Source organism: Alcanivorax quisquiliarum, from assembly GCF_023051175.1.
Lineage (GTDB): Bacteria > Pseudomonadota > Gammaproteobacteria > Pseudomonadales > Alcanivoracaceae > Isoalcanivorax > Isoalcanivorax quisquiliarum.
Genome location: NZ_JALKII010000002.1, coordinates 330,992 through 354,048 on the forward strand (window position 1 = coordinate 330,992; position 23,057 = coordinate 354,048).

Sequence of the window (23,057 nt, forward strand, 5' to 3'; positions counted from 1 at the left end):
CTAGCTATGAATCATCAAGAATTAATAGGGGCCAGAGCAAGGTCGACCACACTGCCCCTGCGCAGCGCACAGGACGTATAGCGTGGCACATATTCTGATAGCCGGCCTGGGCGATCTGGGGGCGGGCGTGGCGCGGACACTGATGGCCGATGGCCACCGCGTCAGTGCCATCCGGCGCCGCAACGAGGCGCCGCCGGGGGTGGATCTTTATCCGCAGGATCTGATGCAGGGCGCGCTGCTGTTGCCGCCCGATCAGGTGGATCTGCTCTATATCATCCTGACCCCGGATGGCCGTGACGAGGCCGCTTACCAGCGCGCCTTTCTGGCCGCACCAGCGCGGCTGCTGGATGCGCTGGCCGAGCGCCAGCCGCTGCCACCGGTTCTGTTTGTCTCAAGCACGGCGGTCTACGGCGAGGCGGCAGGCGTGGTGGATGAGCTGACCCCGCCGCGCCCGGCGCGCTTCAATGGGCGGGTGCTGCTGGCGGCAGAAGAGGAGCTGTCATTGCGCACCCTGGGCACCAGTGTGCGCTTTTCCGGTATCTACGGGCCTGGAAGGTTGCGGCTGTTGCGGCAGGCAGCGGCGATTGCGGCGGGCGAGGCGCCGCCCGAGCCGGCCCTGACGAACCGTATCCACAGTGCCGACTGCATCGGGCTGCTGCACCAGTTGGGCTGGTGCTGGCTGGCTAACGATGCGCCGCCGCCAGTGGTGATTGGCACCGATAGCTGCCCGGTCGCCAATCTTGAAGTGCTGAACTGGCTGGGCGAGCGCACTGGCCGGCCCTTGGGGCTGGTGGTCAATGAGCCGGTACCGGGCCGTGCCGTGCGCAGCCGATATCTGCAAGCAGGCGAGTATCTATTACAGCATCCGGATTACCGCAGCGGCTATCAGGCACTGCTGGATGCACTGCCGTAACACCGTTATTCGATCTCCATGATGCCATCCATTTCGACCGTCGAGCCTTTCGGCAGCGCTGCCACACCCACCGCAGCGCGTGCGGGGTAAGGCTGCTCGAAATACTCTGCCATCACCTCGTTCACCGTGGCAAAGTGGCTCAGATCGGTCAGGTAGATATTGAGTTTCACGATATTCTGCAACGAGCCGCCAGCGGCTTCGCAGACGGCCGCCAGATTATCCAGCACGCGCCGGATGTGCACGTTGATATCGCCCTGCACCAACTCCATGGTGTCCGGGTCGAGTGGAATCTGGCCGCTGAGATACACCGTGCCACCGACTTTGATGGCCTGCGAATAGGTGCCGATTGCCGCCGGGGCCTGATCGGTCTGGATAGTAGAGCGGTTTGCCATGAGATGTTTCCTGTAAAGGGGGCGTGCCGTGCGCTCAGGCGCTCAGGCGGCTGATGCGGATGACATTTTCCAGTTTCCGCAGGCGTTTGATAAGCCGCGCCAGGTGAATCCGGTCGCGTACGGTAATAGTGGCATTGATCACCGACACCGTGGCGTCTTTTTCCGCCATGGTGATGGTTTCGATATTTGAACCCAGCTCCGAGAAAGTGGTGGCCAGCGTCGCCAGCACGCCTTTCTTGTTCACCAGCTCGACCCGGATGGCAGCAGAAAACTCCTGCCCGACATCCCGATCCCAGTACAGCGCCAGGCACTTTTCCGGCCCGCTGCGCATTTCATTGAGCAAATTGTTGCAGGTATCGCGATGCACCACGATGCCCCGCCCGGCGCTGAGGTGCCCCACCACGGAATCACCTGGCAACGGGTAACAACATTTGGCATACGACACCATCAGCCCTTCGGTTCCGCGAATCGCCAGCGGCTTGCGGTCGTCTGCCGCATCCTGGCGCTCGTCGTCACGGTTGCCTACCAGCTTGCGTGCCACCAGGGGCGCCAGCCGGTTGCCCAGGCCGATATCCTCCAGCAGATCATCCAGCGAGCCATAGCCGTTTGCGGCCAGCTCCGCTACCACACGCTCGATCGGCAGCTCGTTCATGGTGAGGTTGTAGCCGGCCAGCGCTTTTTCCAGCAGGCGCTCGCCCAGCTGCACGGAATCCTCGCGGCGCTGATGCTTGAGAAAATGACGGATGTTGGAGCGGGCCTTGCCGGTAACGACGAAGTTGAGCCAGGAGGGGTTGGGCGTTGCGTTGGGAGTGGTGATAATACGAACCGTCTGGCCGGATTCCAGCGGCGTCGAGAGCGCCGCCAGCTGGCCGTCGATGCGTGCCGCCACACAGGTATTGCCCACCTTGGTATGCACCGCGTAGGCAAAATCCACCGGCGTTGCGCCCACCGGCAGCTCCTTGATCTCGCCCTTGGGCGTGAACACATAGGCTTCGTCGGGGAACAGATCCACCTTCACGTTCTCGATGAATTCCATCGAGTTGCCGGCTTTCTGCTGCATTTCCAGCAACCGGCCCATCCACGCCTGGGCGCGGGTATGTATCGGCGTATCGCTGCCGGTATCTTCGGCCTTGTAAAGCCAGTGCGCCGCGATGCCGTTGTTGGCCATCGCTTCCATTTCTTCGGTGCGAATCTGAATCTCCAGCGGGATGCCGCTGCGGCCCTTGAGCGTGGTGTGCAGGCTTTGATAGCCGTTTGCCTTGGGAATGGCGATGTAATCCTTGAAGCGGCCGGGGATGGGCGTGAAGTAGTTATGCACCGAACCCAGCACCCGATAACAGGTATCGACCTTATCGACGATGATGCGAAAGCCATAAACATCCATGATCTCGTTGAAGGGCTTCTGTTGCTCCTTCATCTTCATGTAGATGCTGTAAAGATGCTTCTCGCGGCCGAGAATGCGGGCCGGAATGCCCTCTTCTTCCAGGCAGTGCTCGATGCTGGCTTTCAGCATCGTCAGGATTTCCTTGCGATGCCCGCGAGCGGCTTTCACGGCCTTGGCGATCAGCTGCGCACGCATCGGATAAATAGCATTGAAGCCGAGGTCTTCGTACTCCACGCGCATGTTGTACATGCCAAGCCGATTGGCAATCGGGGCATAGATTTCCAGCGTCTCCGCTGCGATGCGCTTGCGCTTTTCCGGCGGCATCGAGTGCAGCGTGCGCATGTTGTGCAGCCGGTCGGCGAGCTTCACCAGGATCACGCGGATATCCCGCGTCATGGCGAGCATCATCTTGCGCAGGTTTTCCGCCTGCTGCTCGGCGCGAGTTTCGAACTTGATCTGCGCAATCTTCGAGACGCCATCCACCAGCTCGGCCACATCCGGGCTGAACAGCTCGGCCAGCTGATCCTTGGTGACGCCGGTATCTTCGATCACATCGTGCAGCATGGCCGCCATCAGGCTCTGATGATCCATGTGCATATCGGTAAGAATGTTCGCCACCGCCACCGGATGAGTGATATACGGATCGCCGGTGCGGCGGTACTGGCCTTCGTGGGCCCGTTCAGCGAACTCGTAGGCGCGCACCACCTGCTCGATCTGATCGTCGCTCAGGTAGCTTTTCAGCCGCTTGACCAGGTTATTGATGGTGGGCAAAGGGGAGCCTTTATCGCTTCAGTACAGCGCCGCTGGGTTGTAACGGACAGTTACACCCAAGCCTAAGACTGAAGTGCGGCTTTGTCTACGGCAGAAACCCGCTGTTCCTGCCGTGAGTGGTTGAAAAGGCGGGAAAATCTCCCGCCTGGGGCGGATTATTCGCCGAACGAGTCGGTCAGCAGTGCCAGCTCGTCGATCTCGCCGCTGCGATCAGCCAGCTCGTTATCGACCGAATCACGGGTCACATAGCCTTCCGCAATCTCACGCAGGGCCACTACCGTGGGCTTGTCGTTTTCCCAGGCCACACGCGGCTCCTTGCCGCCAGTCTGCAGTTGCCGCGCGCGTTTGGAGGCCACCAGCACCAGCTCGAAGCGGTTGTCGAGTTTTTCCAGGCAATCTTCAACGGTGACGCGGGCCATCTTGCTACCTCAGTAAATGCTTGAATCGATGCGCGCCCTTCGGAGGGCGCCGGACGGGCGATTCTACCCGTTTACAGGGGGGCTGGACAACAATTCGCCAATTGTCGCCGCCAGCGTCTCCCGCTGCCGCGTCTGGCGCAGGCGGCAGGCATGCAGAATCGCCACCAGATCGCCCAGCGCGTGCACGAAGGTATCGTTGACCACCACATAATCGTACTCGCCGTAATGAGCCATCTCGGCCTGCGCCCCCGCCAGCCGACGTGCAATCACCTGATCGTGATCCTGACCGCGGCCGCGCAGGCGCCGCTCAAGCTCCGGCAGCGATGGCGGCAGAATGAAGATGCTCACCGCATCCGGCCGCAGCCGGCGCACCTGCTGCGCACCCTGCCAGTCGATCTCCAGAATCACATCCAGGCCCTTGGCGAGCTGCTCCGCCACCCAGTCTTCCGAGGTGCCGTACAGGTTGCCGAACACCTCGGCATGCTCCAGAAAACGGCTTTCCTTCACATGCGCAAGAAAAGTGTCGCGATCAATAAAGTGGTAATTGACGCCATCTTCCTCGCCGGGCCGCATCGGCCGGGTGGTATGCGATACGGAGATGCAGACGTTCGGAATGTTCTCGATCAGCGCCGCCACCAGGCTGGTTTTGCCGGCACCGGAAGGCGCAGAAACGATATACAGGGTGCCGCGACGGGAAACAGGATGCATTGCGGTTACTCGTTCAACCTGGCAGGGAGCGCAACGGCCGGCCACGTCATCATGTGGGGCCATGCTGCGGCGCATCTTCGCCTGATCGCCGGGCGCTGTCAAAAGCCCTCACGGCGCCGTTTTCGAGAGTTGCCGGGCGGTAGGGTATACTGGGCAGCCCTTCTCTACTCAGGAATTACTTTGTATAGCGACTTGCCCTCCGGTTACCACATCGATGACCTCGGCATGGAACTTGATGTGCCGTTCGTGCCCACCGACGAGCGTGTCGTGCAGGCCATGCTTGAACTCGGCGGCGTAGATGCCTCCGACACCCTCTTTGATCTTGGTTCTGGTGACGGCCGCATCGTCGTCGCCGCCGCCCGCGAATACGGCGCCCATGCCGTTGGCGTGGAGATCGATTCCAGCCGCGTAAAGCTGAGCGAAGCCTATGCGCAGCAAATGGGCGTGGAGCACAAGACCAGTTTCATCGAGGAAGATCTGTTCACCGTCGACTTCTCCAGCGCCACGGTGGTGACCATGTATCTGCTGCACTCCGCCAACCTTGATCTGCGCCCGCGCCTGCTCACCGAGCTGCGCCCCGGCACGCGCATCGTCTCCCACGCCTTTGACATGGGCGACTGGCGCCCCGATCGCCGCGCCCGCCTGCGCGATATCTCCCTGTTCCTGTGGGTGGTGCCCGCCCCGGTGGCCGGCACCTGGTGCTGGGAAGCGCCGGACGGCCGGTTGTACTGCGTCAGCCTGGAGCAGAAATACCAGCGCCTGAGCGGCAGCGTCTGGATCGACGGCCAGCTCGGCCGCCTGAGCACGGCCCTCCTCTGGGGCGATCTGCTGGAATTCGGCATCGAGGCCGAAGGTGACTACGAGCCGGAATCCGTGGTGTTCCACTGGCGTGAAGACCACCTGGCGGCGGTCAGTGAGCATCAGAAAGGGGCGATCGCGCTGCGCACTGATGCCTGGCCGGGTGTGGTGGGTGAGAGCGAGCAGACGAGTGCTGCGGAGAAACCGGCTTGACGGTTTGGAACCCGGTTCGGTGACAGCTTGCCGGACAGTCGCTGTATAGCGCCGTAAGAGTGGCGCTCAGAGGGTCGCCATCGCCGCCGGCCCTGGCAGAGCGTGCAGCGAATTATCGTGCCCCGAACGGTGGGGAAAACAGCTCGAAAAGAGCGCGGTGTTACCGCCGCAGCCTTTCGTTTTCCAGGCTAAGTTATCGCCGCAACCTGGCATCCCGAACCGACGGAACTCTACCCCATCGGTACGACGCCGGTGGCGCTCCGGACATTATCCGTTGGCGGGCTGCTGCTTTTAAATCGTCATGAAGACGGTATTGGGCTGGCGACTTACAGCCACCTTGCCTGCCCGCAATGTATAGGTGAGAAAGCAGCTCGTGCGCGGGTCGCTCAGAATATTCGGCGTGAAAGCCACGGAGACGATGCCCTCGCAGCGTGCCGACGGTGCCCACAGGCCAGGGTGGCCCTCCCGGTGCAGGCGTTCGCCCAGCGCCTGACATGGGCCGTAGTCATTCGAGCGCAGGGCTGGCCAGCGGTCGGTATAGGGCAGCAGATTGATGAGTGCCGCTCGGCAATACACCTGATGCACGCGGCGCTCGATTGAAACACCATCGATATCTGCCCAGCCCGCATCGGCCAGTAGCCCGTGGCGCCAATGGTGCGCCGTCTCGTAGATGGTGGTCTCCAGCTCCGGCGCGCCGTACCAGACACCAAACGACCCGCGGCTGTAGCGGCTTTGTGACCAGTTATCAAATGGATAACGAACGGCCGAATGATATCCGGCCTCTTCGAACGGTCGATGGATCAATGGCTGGGTCGATTGATAGTGCGGCGGCTTGTGTGCTATCTCGAGCTGTATCGCCGCCTGCCAGTCGCCGGGATCGTCGCTGAGATCATCAAACAGATCACGCGAGGCGCGCAGCGATACGATGTTGCGATACACATCCTGCCGAACCTCGATCAGCCCCACACCATCAAGCGAACCCATCGTCATCACTGGCCCCTCTGGCGATCAAGGTAGGCGCGAACCATGTACATGCCGATCATCCCCTGTTGATCAACCAGCTGCACCGGCGTCAAACCGTGAAAGGCCCGGTTCGGTTGTTGCATCCAGCCATAGGCAAGCTCCGGATTGTGCGGGAACAGCAGCCGCAACGACTTGTGAATTCCCAGCAGAATCCCTGCGCGCTCCAGCTTGTCACGGTCGTTGGCCAAGGGGCGCCCCTGGCGGTAATTGCTCAATGCGGCGCGGTTTTCCTTCGACAGGCCCAGCAGGCTCAACTGCTCACTGGTGGAGAGTTTCCAGTGTTCGAACAGCGTCATCAGCATCTTGCTGATACGGCTGCGATCGGTGTCGTTGAGGGCGGCTGCAGAGTCCAAGGAAAGCTGCTCCTGTATGCTTGGCTGCTATATATGTTGCAATTATACGTTTTGGTGCGAAGCAAAGGCAAATAGCGCCGGGTGGGCGTGGCCCGTCCGTGAGCAATGTGATGAATAAGGAGCTTGAACCCCGAAAGGCGAAGTCGCACGGGGTTTGCCGGGCCGTCGGCTACTGCCGCAGAAGCCTCGTGGTGGATGGTCGAAAAGGGGGCTCGGAGCCCTGTCAGCTGCCCGGACAGGCAGCTGCGCCTCAGAGAAGTGCGATGGGTTGGTCGGTAGTCGGTTGTGAAAACAGTGTGTCGCGGCTCGAATATTGTTCGGCGGCTTTTTCAGACCGCGTCGGGCGCTCGTCGGTCAGCCTGGTTATTCAATATTCTGAATCTGCTCCCGCATCTGCTCGATCAGCACCTTCAACTCCACCGCCGCCTGCGTGGTTTCCGTATCAACAGATTTCGACGCCAGGGTATTCGCTTCGCGGTTCAGCTCCTGCATCAGAAAATCCAGCCGCCGGCCCACATGGCCGCCTTCGGCCAGGGCGCGGCGCACTTCGGTGACGTGGGCTTCCAGGCGGTCGAGCTCTTCGGCAACGTCCATTTTCTGCGCCAGTAGCACGAGTTCCTGTTCCAGGCGATCTTGATCCGGGTTGGCGAGCACCTCTTCCACCCGCTTGATCAGGCGTTGGCGCAGGGCATCCTGAATGCGCGGCAGGGCGGCGCGGGTGCGGGCCACCTGCACCAGCACGCCAGTGAGGCGATCTTCCAGCAGTTGCCGCAAGGCAGCGCCTTCGCGAGCGCGGGTTTCCACCAGCGTCGCCAGGGCTTCGTCGAGCAGCGCCAGCGCCGGGGCCATCAGTGGCGCGAAATCCGCTTCCTGTGTCTGCATGACGCCAGGCAGCCGCAGGATATCCGCCGGGTTCACGGCGGTGGCGGGGCCGATCTGCTGGGAAATGCGATCCAGCGCGTCGTTGAGCTGGGCCACCAGCGCTTCATCGATCACCACCTGCACATCGCCGCCTTCCAGCTGATAGCGCAAGCCCACTTCCACCTTGCCGCGATTGAGGTGCTTGCGGCACAGCTCGCGGACGGGGCCGTCCAGCTCGCGAAACGCCTCTGGCAGCCGTGGCGTCACTTCAAGGTAGCGGTGATTGACGGATTTCAGCTCCCACACCAGGGTGGTGCCGGCCACATGAGTATCGCGGCGGGCGAAGGCGGTCATGCTCTGGATCATCATTCAATTCCGTCGTAACGCAAAAGAGGCACAGTCTAGGGGCTGTGCCGGCTGCTGTCATGGCTTGCTGACATGACCGGTGCCGGGGGTGTGCTGTGTTACACTGCCGCCGCCGATAATCCCCCGAAAAATCAAGGAGACCGAATGCGCCCCTCAGGCCGTGCCCCGGATCAGTTGCGTGATATTCGCATCACGCGCCAGTACACCATGCATGCCGAAGGCAGTGTGTTGGTGGAGTTTGGCAACACCAAGGTGCTGTGCACCGCCTCGGTGGAGGATGGCGTGCCGCGTTTCATGAAAGGCCAGGGTAAAGGCTGGGTCACCGCCGAGTACGGCATGTTGCCCCGTGCCACCAACACCCGGAACCAGCGCGAAGCAGCCCGTGGCAAGCAGGGCGGCCGCACGTTGGAAATCCAGCGCCTGATCGGCCGTTCGCTGCGCGCCGCCGTGGATATGAAAAAGCTGGGCGAGAACACCATCTTGATCGACTGCGATGTATTGCAGGCCGATGGCGGCACCCGCACCGCCGCGATCACCGGCGCCTGTGTGGCGTTGGTGGATGCCCTCACCTTCCTGCTCAACGCTCGCAAAGTGAAAGAAGACCCTCTGCTGGGGCTGGTGGCGTCCGTGTCTGTCGGGTTGTACCAGGGCGTCCCGGTGCTGGATCTGGATTACATCGAGGATTCTGGCGCCGACACAGACATGAACGTGGTCATGACGCAGCAGGGCGGTTTCGTCGAGATCCAGGGGACGGCAGAAGCGGAGCCGTTCACTATGGCGGAACAGCAGGCCCTGCTGACACTGGCCGATCAGGGCATTCGTGAGCTGATAGCTCTGCAGCAAAAGGCTCTGGGCTGGTAAGGGAGAGAACATGCAGGCATATCAGAAAGCGTTTCTGGAATTTGCTCTGGGCCGTGAGGCGCTGAAATTCGGTGAGTTCACGCTCAAATCAGGCCGCGTGAGCCCGTATTTCTTCAATGCCGGCACCTTCAATACGGGGCGGGCGCTGGCGGAGCTGGGGCGGCGTTATGCCGACGCTATCGTCGCCTCAGGTGCCGAGTTCGACATGCTGTTCGGCCCGGCTTACAAGGGCATTCCGCTAGTGGCCGCCGTCGCTGTGGCGCTGGCAGAGCACCACGGGCGCGACGTGCCCTGGGCCTTCAACCGCAAGGAGGCCAAGGATCATGGCGAAGGCGGCTGGCTGGTGGGGGCGCCCTTGCAGGGCCGGGCGCTGGTGATCGACGATGTCATCACCGCCGGCACAGCCATCCGCGAGGTGGCGGCGCTGTTCGCCGGCACCGAAGCGCGCATGGCAGGCGTGGTGGTAGCGCTGGATCGGCAGGAAAAAGGCCAGGGCGACTTGTCGGCGATACAGGAAGTTGAACACAGTCTTGGCGTGCCGGTTTACAGTATCGTCTCAATGGCAGAGATCATCGAGTATCTCGCCCAGACACAACAACAGGATCAACTGGCGGCCATGCAAGCCTATCGCCGCCAATATGGCGTGCAGTAGTCATGAGAAAACTGTCCCGGGGGGTAGTATTCAGCATCGCGCTGGCGGCATCGGCGGCGGTATGCAGTGCTACTGTTCCGGGCATTCGTCCGCTGCCGCCTGGCGGTGTCTACCGCTACGTGAATCCCCAGGGCAACACAGTCCTGACTCATATGCTGCCTGATGAAGGCGTCCGGGCAGGTTACGAGATCATCGACAGCCAGGGGCGGGTGCTGCACCGCGAGCCACCCGCCTTGACAGGCGAGGAGGCGCAGGCGCAGCGCGCTGCTCGGGAACAGGCACTGCGCGAGGCCGAGCAGGCCCGGCGCGATGCCGAGCTGCTGCGCATGTATGCTGCGCCGGAAGATGCCGAGCGTGCCCGCGACAGGCAGATCAGCGCCCTGCAACTGAACATCGATTACGCTCGCGGCAATATCTCCCAGACCCGCGCACGGCTAGCGCAGGAAATCAGCAATGCGGCACAGATCGAGCGCAGCGGGCGTCCGGTGCCGGAGAACACCAACCTGGTGATCGAACGTTATACCCGCCAGATCAGCGATCTTGAGCAAGATATCGCGCAATATGAGCGCGATATCGAGCAAGTGCGCACTTCTTTCGAGGCCATCATCGAGCGGCTGCGGGTTATCGTGCGCTGATCGTTCTGCGCTGCCTTGCCCTGCCCTGGGCTGCGCTAATTATCGGCGCCATGCCAATCAAAAATCCGGCCCGCTTCGTTATTTCACGCCGCACCGTCCTCACCTCGGTCATGAAGCTGGGCGCTCGCAGCGCGCCGCCGGTTTATTGGACGACACGGCCTTTCAGGTGATTATTTCCAGCCGAAAAGCGGCCTTGGATCAAATGGGGCTGGATAGAGCCGCCCCGCACAAGCCCATGGGTGGGCCGGGCCGGGGTCGTTGCAGCTGCGTATTGCTGCGGCCGTCAGTCGGCGTCGCGAAACAGGCCCGCGACGAGGACGGGCCATTGCTCGGCCCAGCCGGTGGTGGGCAGCTGGCGAAAGCCCGAGCGCACAAACTGGGCAATGCGGCCTTCGGCGGCCGCCAGCAGCAAATTGGCAGTGGTTGCGGGAGGCATGACGGTGCGCAGGTTCTGCTTGAATTCGGCATCGCGCAGCAGCTGGCGCAGCTGGCTTTCCACCCGGTCGAAAAACTGCTCGATGCGCTGGCGCAGGCGTTCGTTCTCGCCGGCCAGGGCATCGCCTGTGAGCAGCCGGGTGATGCCTGGATTGCGCTCCGTGAAGGTCAGCAGGAGGGTCAGGATCTGCTCCGCTTGCGCACGGGCATCGGGCGTTTCCTGCAAGATGCGGTTCACACGGCTGAACACCGTGTCTTCCACAAAGTTGATCAGCCCTTCGAACATCTTTGCCTTGCTGGGAAAGTGCCGATACAGCGCCGCTTCCGACACACCCACTTCCCGCGCCAGGCCCGCAGTGGTGATGCGGCCGCCGGGTTCGGCTTCCAGCATGTGTGCCAGCGCCTGCAAAATCTGTTCCTTGCGCGAGAGTTTCTGTTCGCTCATCCGTTATCCCCTGTCATGCCCTGCCCCTGCGTTGCCACCCCCCGTGGCTCAACAGCGTGTGATCAGCGTGCCAATGCCCCGGTCGGTCAGAATCTCCAGCAACACGGCGTGCGGCACGCGGCCATCGACGATATGCGCGCTTTGCACGTCGTTTTGCACGGCATCCAGCGCGCAGCCGATCTTGGGCAACATGCCACCGTAGATGGTGCCGTCGTCGATCAGCGCCTGCACGCGCTGCGCCGTCAGCCCGGTGAGCACGTTGCCTTCCTTGTCTTTCAGGCCGGAAACATTGGTCAGCAGCATCAGCTTTTCGGCGCGCAGCACCTCGGCCACCTTGCCGGCCACCAGATCGGCGTTGATGTTGTAGGAAAGCCCCTGTTCATCCACGCCAATAGGCGCGATCACCGGGATGAAGCCGCTGTTGACGACCATCTCCAGCACGCTGACGTCGATGTGCTCCACCTCGCCTACGTGGCCGATATCAATGATTTCCGACGCCTGAAGAGCCGGGTCATCCTGGTTGCCCTTGAGCACCATCTTGCGAGCGCGGATCAGATCGCCGTCCTTGCCGGTCAGGCCGATGGCGCGGCCGCCGTTGCGGTTCAGCAGGCTCACAATCTCCTTGTTGACCAGCCCACCCAGCACCATCTGCACCACATCCATGGTTTCCTGATCGGTCACGCGCATCCCCTGCACGAAGCGGGATTCCTTGCCGAGGCGGTTGAGCAGATCACCGATCTGCGGGCCGCCGCCGTGCACGATCACCGGGTGGATGCCCACCGCTTTCATCAGCACGATGTCGCGCGCAAACGAATTCTTCAGCGCTTCGTTTTCCATCGCATTGCCACCGTATTTGATGACCACGGTGGTGCCGGAAAAGCGCTGGATATAAGGTAGTGCCTCGATCAGGATACGCGCGGTTTCGCCCGCCCGTTGCTGGTCCATGGTGTCTCCGTATCAAAAAGGCAGTTTCAGTTTCGGTTCAATGGCCTGTAATTCAGCGCGGAACAGCCCGGCGATGCGTTGCAGCGCGGGTTTGTCGCGGCCCTCGAAGCGGGCGCTGAGCGCCGGCATGGTATTGGAGGCGCGCACCAGCCCCCAGCCATCCTCGAATTCCACCCTCAGGCCGTCCAGCGTATTGATACTGCCCTCGCTGAAGGCGGCTTGCCGGGCAAGCAGTTTTTCCACCAGCTCGAACTTGTCGCTATCGCTGGCAGGAATCAGCAGCTCCGGCGTCGCCAGCCCGGTTTTCAGGCGGGCAAACACCGCATCGGCACCGGCGGATTCCAGCGCCAGAATCTCCAGCAGCCGGGCGGCAGCATACAGCGCGTCTTCCACGCCGTGCCAGCGGTCGGCAAAAAAGAAGTGCCCGCTGAGTTCGCCCGCCAGCGCGGCGCCGGTTTCACGCAAGGCTGCCTTCATGCGCGCATGGCCGGAGGGCGCCATCTGCGGGCGGCCGCCCATGCGGCTGACCAGTTTGGTCAGCTCGCGGCTGCACTTCACATCATAAAGGATATCGGCGCCTGGCGAGCGCGCCAGCAAATCCCTGGCGTACAGCATCAGCAGCCGGTCCGGCCAGATGATCTCGCCGGCGGGCGTTACCACGCCCAGGCGGTCGCCATCGCCATCAAAGGCAATGCCGATATCAGCGCCCTGCTCTTTCACCGCCTGGATCAGCGCGTGCAGATTTTCCGGGCGGCCTGGGTCGGGGTGGTGATTGGGGAAATGCCCATCCACCTCGGCAAACAGCGGGATCACCTCGCAGCCCAGCTCGGCCACCAGTTGTGGCGCGATCACCCCGGCAATGCCGTTGCCGCAATCCACCACCACCTTGAGTGGCCGGGCCAGCACGATATCGTCGCTCACGGCGCGCAGGTAGCGCTCGTTGATATCCCGCGAAGACACCTCGCCCAGCCCTTCGCTGAGGCTGTCTTCCTCGATACGTGCTTTCAATGCCAGCAGCGCATCGCCAGCGATGGTTTCGCCGCCGATGGTGATTTTCAGGCCGTTATACACCGAGGGGTTATGGCTGCCGGTGACCACCACGCCGGTCTGCGTATCCATCACCGAAAGGCCGTAATACAGCACCGGCGACGGCACCGCGCCGATATCCAGTACATCGCGGCCGCTGCGGGTGAGCCCGCGTATCAGCGCCTGGGCCAACTCTTCGGAAGAGGTGCGGCCATCGCGGGCCACCATCACCGTCTGCTGGCCGGCATCGCCGGCTTGCGAGCCGATGGCCTGGCCCAGCAGCTCGACCATTTCGGCAGTCAGCGTCTTGCCCACCACGCCGCGAATATCGTTGGCGCGAAAAATCTCCGCCGGTAACGACAGCGGCTGCGGCGCAGTATTGCGCGTCAGCAGGGCATCTTCTTCCACCAGGATATCCAGGAAAGCATCAGCCGGCGCGGCAGCGCGTGGCGCCGGCGCCGAGGCCGGACGCTGCGCCTGCTGCGTGCCGGCCACCGTATCCAGCTGATCGCGCACCTGCTCCAGCGCGGCAAAGCGATAGCGCCGGCCGGTGCCGGCGCCAAGGCGGCCGGCTTCCTGCGCGTGCTGCCGCAGATGCGCCGCATCGCCAGCGATGGCCGCACCAATGGCGCGCAGCACCAGCCATTGGGCCAGCAACAGCAGCACCAGCACCGCTGCCAGCGCCATCAGCGCCGGCATCAGCATCGCATCGAACGTGCCGCCGGGGGTGCCGTGATAGCTCAGGGTCAGGCCACCGCTGGTGGCCGCCGTGGCACGCTGCGGGCCATCAGGCGTGCCGATCTGCAACACCGGCGCCTGGCTGCCGCGCTGCATGATGCGGATGCCGCCAGTGAGCAGATTCTGCCGGCGCAGCTCCGCCACCACCGGGCTGAAATCCTGCTCCAGCAGCACAATCGCATTGCCATCCGGGGTGCGCCGGGCCAGCAGCAATTGTGGCGAGGCACCGGGCAGCAGCGCCAGCTGCGGCTCACCATCGCGGGCCTGCTGGATCAGATCGCGGGCGGTGAATGACAGCGAGGCCCGGGGCAATTCGCCGATATGAGTAAGATGCACGCGCCCGCCGGAAATCAGGGAGCTCAGTTGCTGAGACACGATTTCCGGGCTGCGTCCGCTCGCCACAGCTTCACGCACCGCATGGCTTGCGGCCAGCGCCTGCAAGCTGGCCTGGCCCTGCTCGATGGCCAGCTTCAGCACGGCCGCCGGCTGGCTGATCAGCGCCTGCGCGGCCTGATCGGCAGCGCGCTCGCGCTCGGCGGTGTGCAGCATGTGCAATGCCGCCGCGAGGCCCAGCACCAGCACCACAGGCGCGAGCAGGCTCGCCAGCATAAAGCGCTGGAGGCCGCTGGCCGGCTGTGCAGATCGGGACTTTTTCCGTTTTGCTGGCCGCTCCGGTGTGCCCGGCTTGTTATCCGCCAGCCTGGTTTTCTTGCTCATCGCTTTCCCCCAGAAACACCGGCGCTATTGCCGGCCGGTGTGCCCGAACCCCCCGTCGCCGCGATGGCTGGCGTCGAACTCCTCCACCTGCTGCAACGACACCTGCAACACCGGCACAATCACCAGCTGCGCCAGCCGCTCCCCCGGCTCCAACATGAAGCTGGCGTGGCCGCGGTTCCAACAGGACACCATCAACTCACCCTGATAATCCGAATCGATCAGCCCCACCAGATTGCCCAGCACAATGCCGTGCTTGTGGCCCAGCCCCGAGCGCGGCAACACCATACCGGCGAAACCGGCATCGGCAATATGAATCGCAAGCCCGGTGGGGATCAGCACCGTCTGGGCCGGCGCCACTTCAAGCGGGGCCTCGATCATGGCGCGCAGATCCAGGCCGGCAGAGCCCGCCGTGGCATAAGCGGGCAGCGGGAAATCCGTGCCGAGTCGGGGATCAAGCACCTTGTACTGTAATTGCATCATGGCTCTCTATGGCTCCTTGAGCGGCCGGGCGCGGGTTGTTCAGCGTTTGTAGCGGATCGCGATCAGCTCGATCAGCTGCTTGGCGATCTGGCGTTTGGCCGCCAGCGGCAGCACCTTGTGGCCGCCCGGCCAGATCACCGTCAGGGCATTGTTGTCGCTGTTGAAGCCGACATTCTCGCCCGATACATCGTTGGTGGCGATCATGTCCAGATGCTTGTTCTCCAACTTGCGCTGGGCGTAAGTGATCACATCGTGGGTTTCTGCGGCAAAACCGACGGTAAAAGGGCGCCGCGCATGAGCTGCCACAGCGGCCACGATATCCGGGTTTTTCACCAGCGTGAGATGGATCTCTTCGGTGGATTTCTTGATCTTGTGATCCGAGGTAATGGTCGGGCGATAGTCCGCCACGGCGGCCGTGGCAATAAACACATCGCAGCCCTCCCCCACCACGGCCATGCTGGCGTCATACATTTCATCGGCGCGCACCACATCGATACGGTGCACCCGCGTGGGCGTGGGCAGATTTACCGGGCCGCTGATCAGCGTCACCCTGGCGCCGGCCTCCGCCGCCGCCTCGGCCACCGCATAGCCCATCTTGCCGGAGCTCTGGTTGGTGATATAGCGCACCGGGTCGATCGCCTCCCGCGTCGGGCCAGCGGTAATCACCACATGGCAGCCGGAGAGCAGGTTGTGATCAAACACATTGGCGGCGCGCAGCGTGATGTCTTCCGGCTCCAGCATACGGCCGGGGCCAACCTCGCCACAGGCCTGGCTGCCGGCGCCGGGGCCGAACACATGCACGCCCTTCTCCTGCAACATCAGCAGGTTCTTCTGCGTGGCCGTATTGGCCCACATCTGCTGGTTCATCGCCGGGGCAATGGCAATCGGCGCGCCCGTGGCCAGGCACAGTGTGGACAGCAGATCAGAACCATGGCCATGCGCCATGCGCGCCATGAAATTGGCTGAGGCCGGCGCGATCAGCACCAGATCGGCCCAGCGGGCCAGCTCGATATGCCCCATCGCTGCCTCGGCGGAAGGGTCAAGCAGATCGGTATGCACCGGGTGGCCGGAGAGCGCCTGCATTGTCAGCGGCGTGATGAACTCCTGCGCACCCTGCGTCATCACCACACGCACCTCGGCGCCGGCGTCCTGCAAGCGGCGCACCAGCTCGGCACTCTTGTAGGCCGCGATCCCGCCCGTCACACCCAGCAGAATCCGTTTGTTGACCAGTCGTTCCATAGTGCCTATGTTCCTATAAAGCCGCGCCAGGGAAGGCGCAAAGAGTAGCACTGAATGGGGAACACGGGTAACCGCCCACTCACATGCTGCGCGGGAGATAACCACCGGGCGCCTTGTTGTACCCAGGTTACTTTCACTCTGCACAAGGAACTGTGTAATGGCGATCAAACACTGGCACGAATCCGAACAACCCCGCGAAAAGCTCATTCAGCGCGGCGCCGAGGCGCTCAGCGACGCCGAGCTGCTGGCTATCTTTCTCGGTGCCGGGCTCCATGGCGGCAACGCCGTCACGCTGGGCCAGTCGCTGCTGGTGCAGGCCGGCGGCCTGCGGCAGCTGCTCGATGCCACCCCGCAGGAGCTACAGCGCTACAAGGGCCTGGGCCTGGCCCGGGCCGCCATGCTCAAGGCCGCGCTGGAGGCCGGCAAGCGCTATCTTGAGCAACACTATGTGCGCGAGCAGCCATTAAGAGAGCCCTGCGATGTGGGGCCAATGCTGATGGCGCGCCTGCGCGGCCACCCCTGCGAAGTGTTTGCTGCCCTGTTTCTGGATAATCGCCACCGCGTGCTGGCCTATGAAGAGCTGTTTCGCGGCACCATCAATGCTGCCGTAGTGCACCCCCGCGAAGTGGTGAGGCGAGCGCTCGCTCACAACGCAGCGGCGATCATCTTTGCGCACAACCACCCCTCCGGCGACCCGGAGCCCAGCTCGGCGGATCGTTGCCTCACCCGCGAGCTGGCGCGCGTGCTGGAAGTGATCGATGTGCGCGTGCTCGATCACCTGGTAATAGGCGACAATAGCTGGGTTTCCATGGCGCACCGCAAGATGTTCTGAGCCCCGCCGGGGCAGGCGCCCGCCCGCCGCGCCCCGGCCGCACGCCACGCCGGCACGCACAAGAGCCTTGCCTGGCCCGGCTTGCTCTGGTATAAATCGCCGCCTTATTCCGGGGTTCCGGCCGTCGCCTTATGCCTGCGGAACACCCGAGCAACGATTCTCTGGAGCACGACAATGTCCAAGGTTTGCCAGGTTACCGGTAAGCGTCCGATCACCGGTAACAACGTATCGCACGCCAACAACAAGACGAAGCGCCGCTTCGAGCCGAATCTGCACTACCACCGTTTCTGGGTGGCCAGTGAGAACCGCTTCGTCCGCCTGCGCGTGACACCCAAAGGCATGCGGATCATCGACAAGCTCGGCATCGACAAAGTGCTGGCGAACATCCGCGCCAGCGGCCAGAAAGTTTAACGGAGGCCTGAGCCATGGCTAGCAAAGCGATTCGTGAAAAGATCCGTATGGTGTCCAGCGCCGGCACCGGCCACTTTTACACCACGACCAAGAACAAGCGCACCACACCGGAAAAGATCGAAATGCGTAAATACGATCCGGTAGTGCGTCAGCACGTGGCGTATAAAGAAGCCAAGATCAAATAACAGCGCCAAATGGCCTCGTAGCAGGCTCATAAAGCGCCAGGCAAGCAGCGCTCGCGGCCAGTTTGCGCGGGTCACTGCGCGGGCCAGGCTCGCCAGCGCGCGACCCACCAGCGCGTAAGTATGCCGCTTGCACCAAGATACCCGGCCCCGTGCCGGGTATTTTTGTTGGGCCGGGAGCTGCGCGCCCGCCGTTTGAGCCTCCCTCTCGCTTGCCCCCTGCCCTTGCCCTCTTTTTCCAACACCGGCGAGCCACGCCGGGCGCAAGAGCAGCGCCAGCCGCCCTCCTTTGGCTTAGCCGCCGTAAAACCGGCTAAACGCATTGTGGTATTTTTGTATCCGAATGTTGCACAGGGCGGTAACTGCTCGCCTCGTTGAAAAGTGCTTTTGCCCGATGGCGTGGGCGTAAAAGCCAATAATATTTTCTGCTGTGGAGTATCCGCTCTGAGGCGGTTGGTTTTCCTGGCCGATAAAGCGGCGCGAATAACGATCTGAAAGCGCGGTTTTACAAAGGCTTAGTGCTGCCTGCTGCAATCCTTAACGCTCTCAATGTTGCTTTGATCGCGGCAAAATTTGCTGCGCTGCTAAATTTTTTAGCGGCTTTCTTGAATTGATGTGCGCTGGTTGGCGAAATGAACAAAGGCCCACCAACTTACACAAAAATAAGGCTCCGGCTACAAAAGCATATTGTGGTTTGGGAAAAGGCAGACGTAGTATTAGAGTACCAAGGCGCTACGACAAAAAGCTTAGGCGCCATAGGTTGCTCTCGGGAGAGCTAATTTAAAAAAGTAAAAGAATTTTACAATCGGGGAGTGCTTGCATTTTGCCATCCCTCTGATTGTTTGTGATCAACCCGAGCATTATCGGCGCGATCATGTTTTGTCTAAACAGGGTGTCAGGCCAAATCGGATTGGTATTTCACGTAGTTCCTGCTCAGGGAGATTCAAAATGAAAATGACAATGAAAAACGGCTTGCAGTTTTTTTCCTTCCTTAACCTGTTGCGGGCATTCGGGCTTGCAATAACTCAACGAGTGGCGGCTAACCTGTCGGTAGTGGGTTGGTCGGCGCGTGATCGGCAGCGTGGGGCTAGTGCGCTGGAATATATTATGTTGGCTGCGGTGATTGTGGGGCTTTTAGTTGTGTTAGCTGCGGCATACAGCGGTGAGAATAATCCTATCAAGACCTTCTTTGACAACCTCTTTAAAGAGGCCGGCGTCGAGGTTGGCGAGTAAGGTTGATAATTTTTCGCAGTAGAGGTTATAGCCGTGGGTCAGGCGTGGCTGGAAGGAAGCAGGCAGCATCGTGGCGCCGTGATGCTAGAGTTTATCCTGCTCTTTCCCTTCATCGTTGCGATCTTGTACGCAGCAGGCTACTACAGCGTTCTGTTTTCCTGGCAATACCGGATGCAGAGCGCTGTAGATGCGGCAGCCGCGAGCGGCATGTATGTGGATCGCTCGCAGTACGCCGATGTTGCAGCCAAGGTTACGTCGCAAGCTAACTTGTCTCTGGCAGAACTTGCGAAATCTTTGCCGCTGGCGGTGCGTGGGAAAGTCGAAGCCTCCGAGAGCAATTGTGCTTCGCAGACCGTTGCAGCTGCTGGCATTACCGTTATCAAATGCGAGATCGAAATGTCAGCATCGGAAATTCAGGCGGCATTGCCCGCGATCCGATTCGGATTTCTCGGCCAGTTTCCACCCGCACCACCGAACGGTATCCAGGCCAGCGCACAGGTAGCGTTTTAATCAGCATCAAGAAAAAACGAAAGAATATTGCAAGCACAAGGACGTCGCGCCAGTTCTTCCCATGAGCTGCGGTGGCGCGTCCCGATCCGGTGAACACAGGAGGGGATATGGGGTCCCGATGGCTTTATATGCTGCCCGCAATCTTGCTGAGCGTGCTGGCGGTAATCCTGGCGCTGGTCGGCCTTGCGCGGATGCCGGGGCCGGCGCAGCAGCAAGGGCCGGGCACCGTGATCCAGGTTGTGGAAGAGCGCGAGCCTGCGCTCAGTTACGAATACTGGGTGGGCACCCGCGAGCTGCCGGTGGGCACCCTCATTGCCGAAGACGATATTGCCCGGATTGCTGTCAGCGTGCCGCTGGCCAACGCCGTGCCGGCCGATAACGCCATGGTCGGACAGCTGCTGCGCAGAAACTTGCGCCGGGGCGAAGTGCTGGCCCGCACCCATCTCGAAGCCGGTAACCAGCTCGCTCGCGCCGTGCCGGCCGGCTACCGCGCTGTTGCTATTCCCATTGATGATGTGGTGGCCGCAGGCGGGCTGCTCAAGCCGGGCGATCTGGTGGATGTGCTGGCGGCTTTTCGCAGCGGCCAGGATGCCCAGCCCACGGCAATGATTCTCCTCAGCAGCGTGGAGGTGCTGGCGGTCAGTGGCCAGCTCGAAGGCGTGGCAGCAGGGCAGGAAAACGCCCAGCAGCAACAACGCAGCGGGCGCAACAGCTCGGCGGTGCTTGCCGTGCCGCGTGATGATCTCACGCGCCTGCTGGTGGCCTCGGAAAACGGCTCGCTGCGGCTGGCTGTGGCCGGTGAGGCGCGCTTCGATGCCGACAAGGATGGCGAGACAGCGCAAGTGGCCGCCGCCGATAGCAAAACCGATGTGATGAAACTCGATTCGTTGTTCCCGAAACCGCAGCGGGCCGCTCCGGCCGCCCGCCCCGGCGAGCGGGTGGAAGTGATCGAGGGCTCAACTTCCAGGAGCACTTATGTCCATTAGCGGTGTGTGGCCCCAGGGCAAACAGAGCAACCAGGGCAAGCAGGGAGAGAAGGTTATGGGGGGGCTGGCTGCTTTGATGCACCGTGGGCGAGCAGGGCCGGGCGCTGTTGCGCGGCCGGCGCCAATAAAACATATCACCGCAGCGCCGCTGAAATGGGCGCTGCTATGCATGGTGCTGTGGCAGATATCGGTGCAGATATCGCAGCCGGCACATGCCCAGGCGCAGATGAACAATGAAGTGATGCGCTTGGCGCCGGGCGACCAGCGCGTGCTCACCTATGCAGATCGCGTGGTGCGCGTGGCGACCTCCGACCCGGATATTGCCGCCGTTACCGTCAGTGAAACCACGCAGCTGTTGCTGACCGCAAAAAAAGAAGGCTCGTCGGTGCTTTCTGTGTGGCTGCGGGGCATGAGCGAGCCGATGGTGAGCACCGTCGTGGTGTCGGCAACGGCCGGCAGCGCCTTGCCGTTCGGCACGCAGGTGCAGACCGATATCCGCATCCTTGAAGTGAGCCGCAGCGAGCTGAATGCGCTTGGCTTTGCCTATAGCCATGTTTTCAACGGCACCGGCGTTGGCATCAGCCCGCCTGGTGGGCCAGGTTATGTGCCGCCAATCGGCCCGGCAGCGGGTGCGGCGCCGATCAATGCCGATGGCTTCAACCTGTTCCGCATGGGCAGCAACTCCACCACCATCATCAGCGCCCTTGAAAGCGGCGGCTTTGCCTACACGCTGGCAGAGCCGAGCCTGACCAGCCTTTCCGGGCAGAACGCCTCGTTTCTTTCCGGTGGCGAATTCCCGGTGCCGATTCGCAGCGATAACAACGGCATTCAGGTGGAGTACAAGCAATTTGGTGTGGGCTTGTCGTTGACGCCTACCGTGATCGACGAAGGCCAGATCATTCTGAAAGTAGCGCCGGAAGTGAGCGAACTGGATTTTTCCGCGGGCGTGACCACAGGGGGCGTGTCGGTGCCGGGCCTGCGCGTGCGCCGGGCCGAAACCACGGTGTCGCTGGCGCCAGGCGAAACCTTTGTTATCAGCGGGCTGGTCAGCCGCTCGACGGTGAACAACAGCGACCGCATCCCCGGCCTGGGTAATTTGCCGGTATTGGGTGCGTTCTTCCGCTCCAGCCGCATCGCTCGTGATGATAAAGAGCTGGTGATGGTGGTGACGCCACATCTGGTGACACCGCAGCATTCCACCACGCCGCCGGGCGTTTTGCCGGGCGCGGGTTATCACGACAGCAGCATGGGCTGGCTGGATACCATGACCGAAACCCGGCGCGGCTCGCAGCCCATTCGCCACGGCCTGAGCTGGTAAGGAGGCCCCATGGTGGATTTCGAGATCCTGCTATCGGTCACAGATGATAAAGACACACAGCGCTGGCTGGATCGTGCGCTGGAGGAAAACTGGCGGCTGGAAAGCGTCAGCCGCACAGACCTCGGCCGGGTGCTGCGTCTGCTTGAGGCCACAGGTGCACAAATAGCCCTGGTGGATGTGGTGGAAGCCGATATCAACCAATCGCTTGCCGTGATTACCGCGCTCACCAATGCGCGCCCCTGGGTGACAGTGGTGGCGGTATCGCGCACTGCCGATCAGGAGCTGCTGTTGCAGTGCATGCGCGCTGGCGCACGGGATTGCATCGTGATCGGTGGCGATGTGGTGGAAATGCGTGACCGGCTGCGGCGCCATCAACTGGTGCGGCCTGCTGCCTGGGGTGAGCGGTTGCAATCACGCCTGTGCAATCTGGTGCTGGTGGCCGGCGCTGATCCGATGGTGGATACCGCCTTCTTTACCCAGCATCTGGCGCTGTCGATGGGGCGCTACCACAAGGGCGACGATTTCCTCGCCGTCGATATCGAATCACCACATGAAAGTGTTTTTTATCTGGATGTGCGCAGCGATTTTGATCTCAACCATCTGCTCTCCAGCCCCGATACTCTTGATCGCGCCTTGATCGACACCGCGCTGGAAGAATACCGGCCCGGTGTGCGCCTGCTGCGCGGCGGGTTGGGCGAAAGCGATGTGCTGGGAGATCGTGGCGCTGATCTGTTCATCGCGCTCAACCGTCTGATGGGCATGTTCGACAAGGTAATCCTCAATCTTGGCAGCCGCCATCATGCAGCCTGGGTGCGCACGCTGGGCGTGCATGCCGACCATGTGCTGCTGGTGATGCATCCGCAAGTGCTGCAAGTGCATCGCGTGAGAGAACTGGTGATGGACTGGCGCCCCTATCTCTCCAGCGAAAGCAGCTTGCAACTGGTGCTGGATGGCCATGAGCCGCAACTGCCGCCGCCGCTGGATGAAATTGCCGAAGCCGCTGGCGCAAAGGTGGCCGGCGCCTTGCCGATGGAGTGGAAACACCGGCTTGAGGCCATCAACCTGGGGCAGCCCATCAGTGATGTAGCGGCAAAGTCATCTTATCCGCGTGCCATGGATCAACTGGTGCAGCGGATGTCCGGCGACACTGCGGCAACGGGGCCACGGTTCAAGTGGCCATGGAAGCAGGCGTGAAGGCAAACAGCATAACG

At 62.1% G+C, this 23,057-nt stretch carries 25 protein-coding genes; 13 read left to right on the plus strand and 12 right to left on the minus strand.

Going from position 1 to position 23,057, the window contains the following annotated elements:
* Positions 1-82 precede the first annotated feature (82 nt).
* Positions 83-913: an NAD-dependent epimerase/dehydratase family protein gene (locus MU846_RS04490; protein ID WP_246948889.1), complete on the plus strand. Its 831-nt coding sequence runs from the start codon at positions 83-85 to the stop codon at positions 911-913.
* A gap of 5 nt (positions 914-918) precedes the next feature.
* Here MU846_RS04490 and ridA read toward each other — a convergent pair whose 3' ends face one another.
* From ridA to gmk, 4 genes are all read right to left on the minus strand, one after another.
* On the minus strand, positions 919-1,305 hold the full coding sequence (ridA, locus tag MU846_RS04495; RefSeq protein ID WP_246948890.1) for a deaminase RidA: 387 nt from the start codon (positions 1,303-1,305) through the stop codon (positions 919-921).
* 34 nt (positions 1,306-1,339) lie between these two features.
* Positions 1,340-3,460 carry a bifunctional GTP diphosphokinase/guanosine-3',5'-bis pyrophosphate 3'-pyrophosphohydrolase gene (gene spoT / locus MU846_RS04500; RefSeq protein WP_246948894.1) on the minus strand — a complete coding sequence of 707 codons (2,121 nt, stop codon included), beginning with the start codon at positions 3,458-3,460 and terminating at the stop codon, positions 1,340-1,342.
* A 155-nt stretch (positions 3,461-3,615) separates the two neighbouring features.
* Positions 3,616-3,879, minus strand: coding sequence for a DNA-directed RNA polymerase subunit omega (gene rpoZ, locus MU846_RS04505; RefSeq protein WP_246948897.1), 264 nt, complete (start codon positions 3,877-3,879; stop codon positions 3,616-3,618).
* A 63-nt stretch (positions 3,880-3,942) separates the two neighbouring features.
* Positions 3,943-4,587 (minus strand): guanylate kinase, encoded by a 645-nt coding sequence (gene gmk, locus MU846_RS04510; RefSeq protein WP_246948910.1) that lies wholly within the window; start codon positions 4,585-4,587, stop codon positions 3,943-3,945.
* Between the two features lie 180 nt (positions 4,588-4,767).
* On the opposite strand from gmk, the gene MU846_RS04515 reads away from it, so the two are divergent.
* The gene (locus tag MU846_RS04515) at positions 4,768-5,598 is read left to right on the plus strand and encodes an SAM-dependent methyltransferase (protein WP_246948912.1); all 831 of its coding nucleotides are present in this window, start codon (positions 4,768-4,770) and stop codon (positions 5,596-5,598) included.
* Between the two features lie 291 nt (positions 5,599-5,889).
* Here the strand turns inward: MU846_RS04515 and MU846_RS04520 are convergent, their stop codons facing one another.
* From MU846_RS04520 to MU846_RS04530, 3 genes are all read right to left on the minus strand, one after another.
* On the minus strand, positions 5,890-6,588 hold the full coding sequence (locus MU846_RS04520) for an RES family NAD+ phosphorylase (RefSeq protein WP_246948914.1): 699 nt from the start codon (positions 6,586-6,588) through the stop codon (positions 5,890-5,892).
* A complete protein-coding gene (locus MU846_RS04525; RefSeq protein ID WP_246948916.1) occupies positions 6,588-6,974 on the minus strand; it encodes an MbcA/ParS/Xre antitoxin family protein in 387 nt (128 codons plus the stop codon). Before MU846_RS04525 ends, MU846_RS04520 begins: the two co-directional genes overlap by 1 nt.
* Before the next feature lie 363 nt (positions 6,975-7,337).
* On the minus strand, positions 7,338-8,201 hold the full coding sequence (locus MU846_RS04530; protein ID WP_246950183.1) for a YicC/YloC family endoribonuclease: 864 nt from the start codon (positions 8,199-8,201) through the stop codon (positions 7,338-7,340).
* Between the two features lie 144 nt (positions 8,202-8,345).
* On the opposite strand from MU846_RS04530, the gene rph reads away from it, so the two are divergent.
* From rph to MU846_RS04545, 3 genes are read left to right on the plus strand one after another with little or no spacing between them, the layout of a single operon-like run.
* Positions 8,346-9,062 (plus strand): ribonuclease PH, encoded by a 717-nt coding sequence (rph, locus tag MU846_RS04535; protein WP_246948920.1) that lies wholly within the window; start codon positions 8,346-8,348, stop codon positions 9,060-9,062.
* 10 nt (positions 9,063-9,072) lie between these two features.
* A complete protein-coding gene (pyrE, locus tag MU846_RS04540; protein WP_246948924.1) occupies positions 9,073-9,714 on the plus strand; it encodes an orotate phosphoribosyltransferase in 642 nt (213 codons plus the stop codon).
* 2 nt (positions 9,715-9,716) lie between these two features.
* The gene (locus tag MU846_RS04545; protein ID WP_246948928.1) at positions 9,717-10,349 is read left to right on the plus strand and encodes a hypothetical protein; all 633 of its coding nucleotides are present in this window, start codon (positions 9,717-9,719) and stop codon (positions 10,347-10,349) included.
* A gap of 283 nt (positions 10,350-10,632) precedes the next feature.
* Here the strand turns inward: MU846_RS04545 and slmA are convergent, their stop codons facing one another.
* The 5 genes from slmA to coaBC are packed head-to-tail and all read right to left on the minus strand — an operon-like array spanning position 10,633 to position 16,374.
* Positions 10,633-11,229: a nucleoid occlusion factor SlmA gene (gene slmA / locus MU846_RS04550; RefSeq protein WP_246948931.1), complete on the minus strand. Its 597-nt coding sequence runs from the start codon at positions 11,227-11,229 to the stop codon at positions 10,633-10,635.
* A 48-nt stretch (positions 11,230-11,277) separates the two neighbouring features.
* A complete protein-coding gene (gene argB, locus MU846_RS04555; protein ID WP_246948934.1) occupies positions 11,278-12,174 on the minus strand; it encodes an acetylglutamate kinase in 897 nt (298 codons plus the stop codon).
* Between the two features lie 12 nt (positions 12,175-12,186).
* The gene (locus tag MU846_RS14595) at positions 12,187-14,655 is read right to left on the minus strand and encodes a phosphomannomutase/phosphoglucomutase (RefSeq protein ID WP_306799242.1); all 2,469 of its coding nucleotides are present in this window, start codon (positions 14,653-14,655) and stop codon (positions 12,187-12,189) included.
* Between the two features lie 24 nt (positions 14,656-14,679).
* A complete protein-coding gene (gene dut / locus MU846_RS04565) occupies positions 14,680-15,132 on the minus strand; it encodes a dUTP diphosphatase (protein ID WP_371738649.1) in 453 nt (150 codons plus the stop codon).
* A 42-nt stretch (positions 15,133-15,174) separates the two neighbouring features.
* A complete protein-coding gene (gene coaBC, locus MU846_RS04570) occupies positions 15,175-16,374 on the minus strand; it encodes a bifunctional phosphopantothenoylcysteine decarboxylase/phosphopantothenate--cysteine ligase CoaBC (protein ID WP_246948943.1) in 1,200 nt (399 codons plus the stop codon).
* A gap of 157 nt (positions 16,375-16,531) precedes the next feature.
* Between coaBC and radC the strand changes: the two genes are divergently transcribed.
* The 8 genes from radC to MU846_RS04610 all read left to right on the plus strand — a co-directional run bounded on the left by radC (position 16,532) and on the right by MU846_RS04610 (position 23,040).
* Positions 16,532-17,206, plus strand: a complete 675-nt coding sequence (gene radC / locus MU846_RS04575; RefSeq protein ID WP_246948948.1) for a RadC family protein — start codon at positions 16,532-16,534, stop codon at positions 17,204-17,206.
* A 174-nt stretch (positions 17,207-17,380) separates the two neighbouring features.
* Positions 17,381-17,617 carry a 50S ribosomal protein L28 gene (gene rpmB, locus MU846_RS04580; protein ID WP_246948950.1) on the plus strand — a complete coding sequence of 79 codons (237 nt, stop codon included), beginning with the start codon at positions 17,381-17,383 and terminating at the stop codon, positions 17,615-17,617.
* A 14-nt stretch (positions 17,618-17,631) separates the two neighbouring features.
* Positions 17,632-17,802, plus strand: coding sequence for a 50S ribosomal protein L33 (gene rpmG / locus MU846_RS04585; RefSeq protein WP_246948959.1), 171 nt, complete (start codon positions 17,632-17,634; stop codon positions 17,800-17,802).
* A 945-nt stretch (positions 17,803-18,747) separates the two neighbouring features.
* Positions 18,748-19,032 (plus strand): hypothetical protein, encoded by a 285-nt coding sequence (locus MU846_RS04590; protein ID WP_246948961.1) that lies wholly within the window; start codon positions 18,748-18,750, stop codon positions 19,030-19,032.
* A 33-nt stretch (positions 19,033-19,065) separates the two neighbouring features.
* Positions 19,066-19,542, plus strand: a complete 477-nt coding sequence (locus MU846_RS04595; RefSeq protein WP_246948962.1) for a TadE/TadG family type IV pilus assembly protein — start codon at positions 19,066-19,068, stop codon at positions 19,540-19,542.
* A gap of 107 nt (positions 19,543-19,649) precedes the next feature.
* Positions 19,650-20,528, plus strand: coding sequence for a Flp pilus assembly protein CpaB (gene cpaB / locus MU846_RS04600; protein ID WP_246948966.1), 879 nt, complete (start codon positions 19,650-19,652; stop codon positions 20,526-20,528).
* Positions 20,518-21,846, plus strand: coding sequence for a type II and III secretion system protein family protein (locus MU846_RS04605; protein WP_246948968.1), 1,329 nt, complete (start codon positions 20,518-20,520; stop codon positions 21,844-21,846). The genes cpaB and MU846_RS04605 overlap by 11 nt, the downstream gene beginning before the upstream one ends.
* A 9-nt stretch (positions 21,847-21,855) precedes the next feature.
* Positions 21,856-23,040 carry a CpaE/TadZ family protein gene (locus tag MU846_RS04610; protein WP_246948970.1) on the plus strand — a complete coding sequence of 395 codons (1,185 nt, stop codon included), beginning with the start codon at positions 21,856-21,858 and terminating at the stop codon, positions 23,038-23,040.
* The last annotated feature ends 17 nt before the right edge of the window (positions 23,041-23,057 follow it).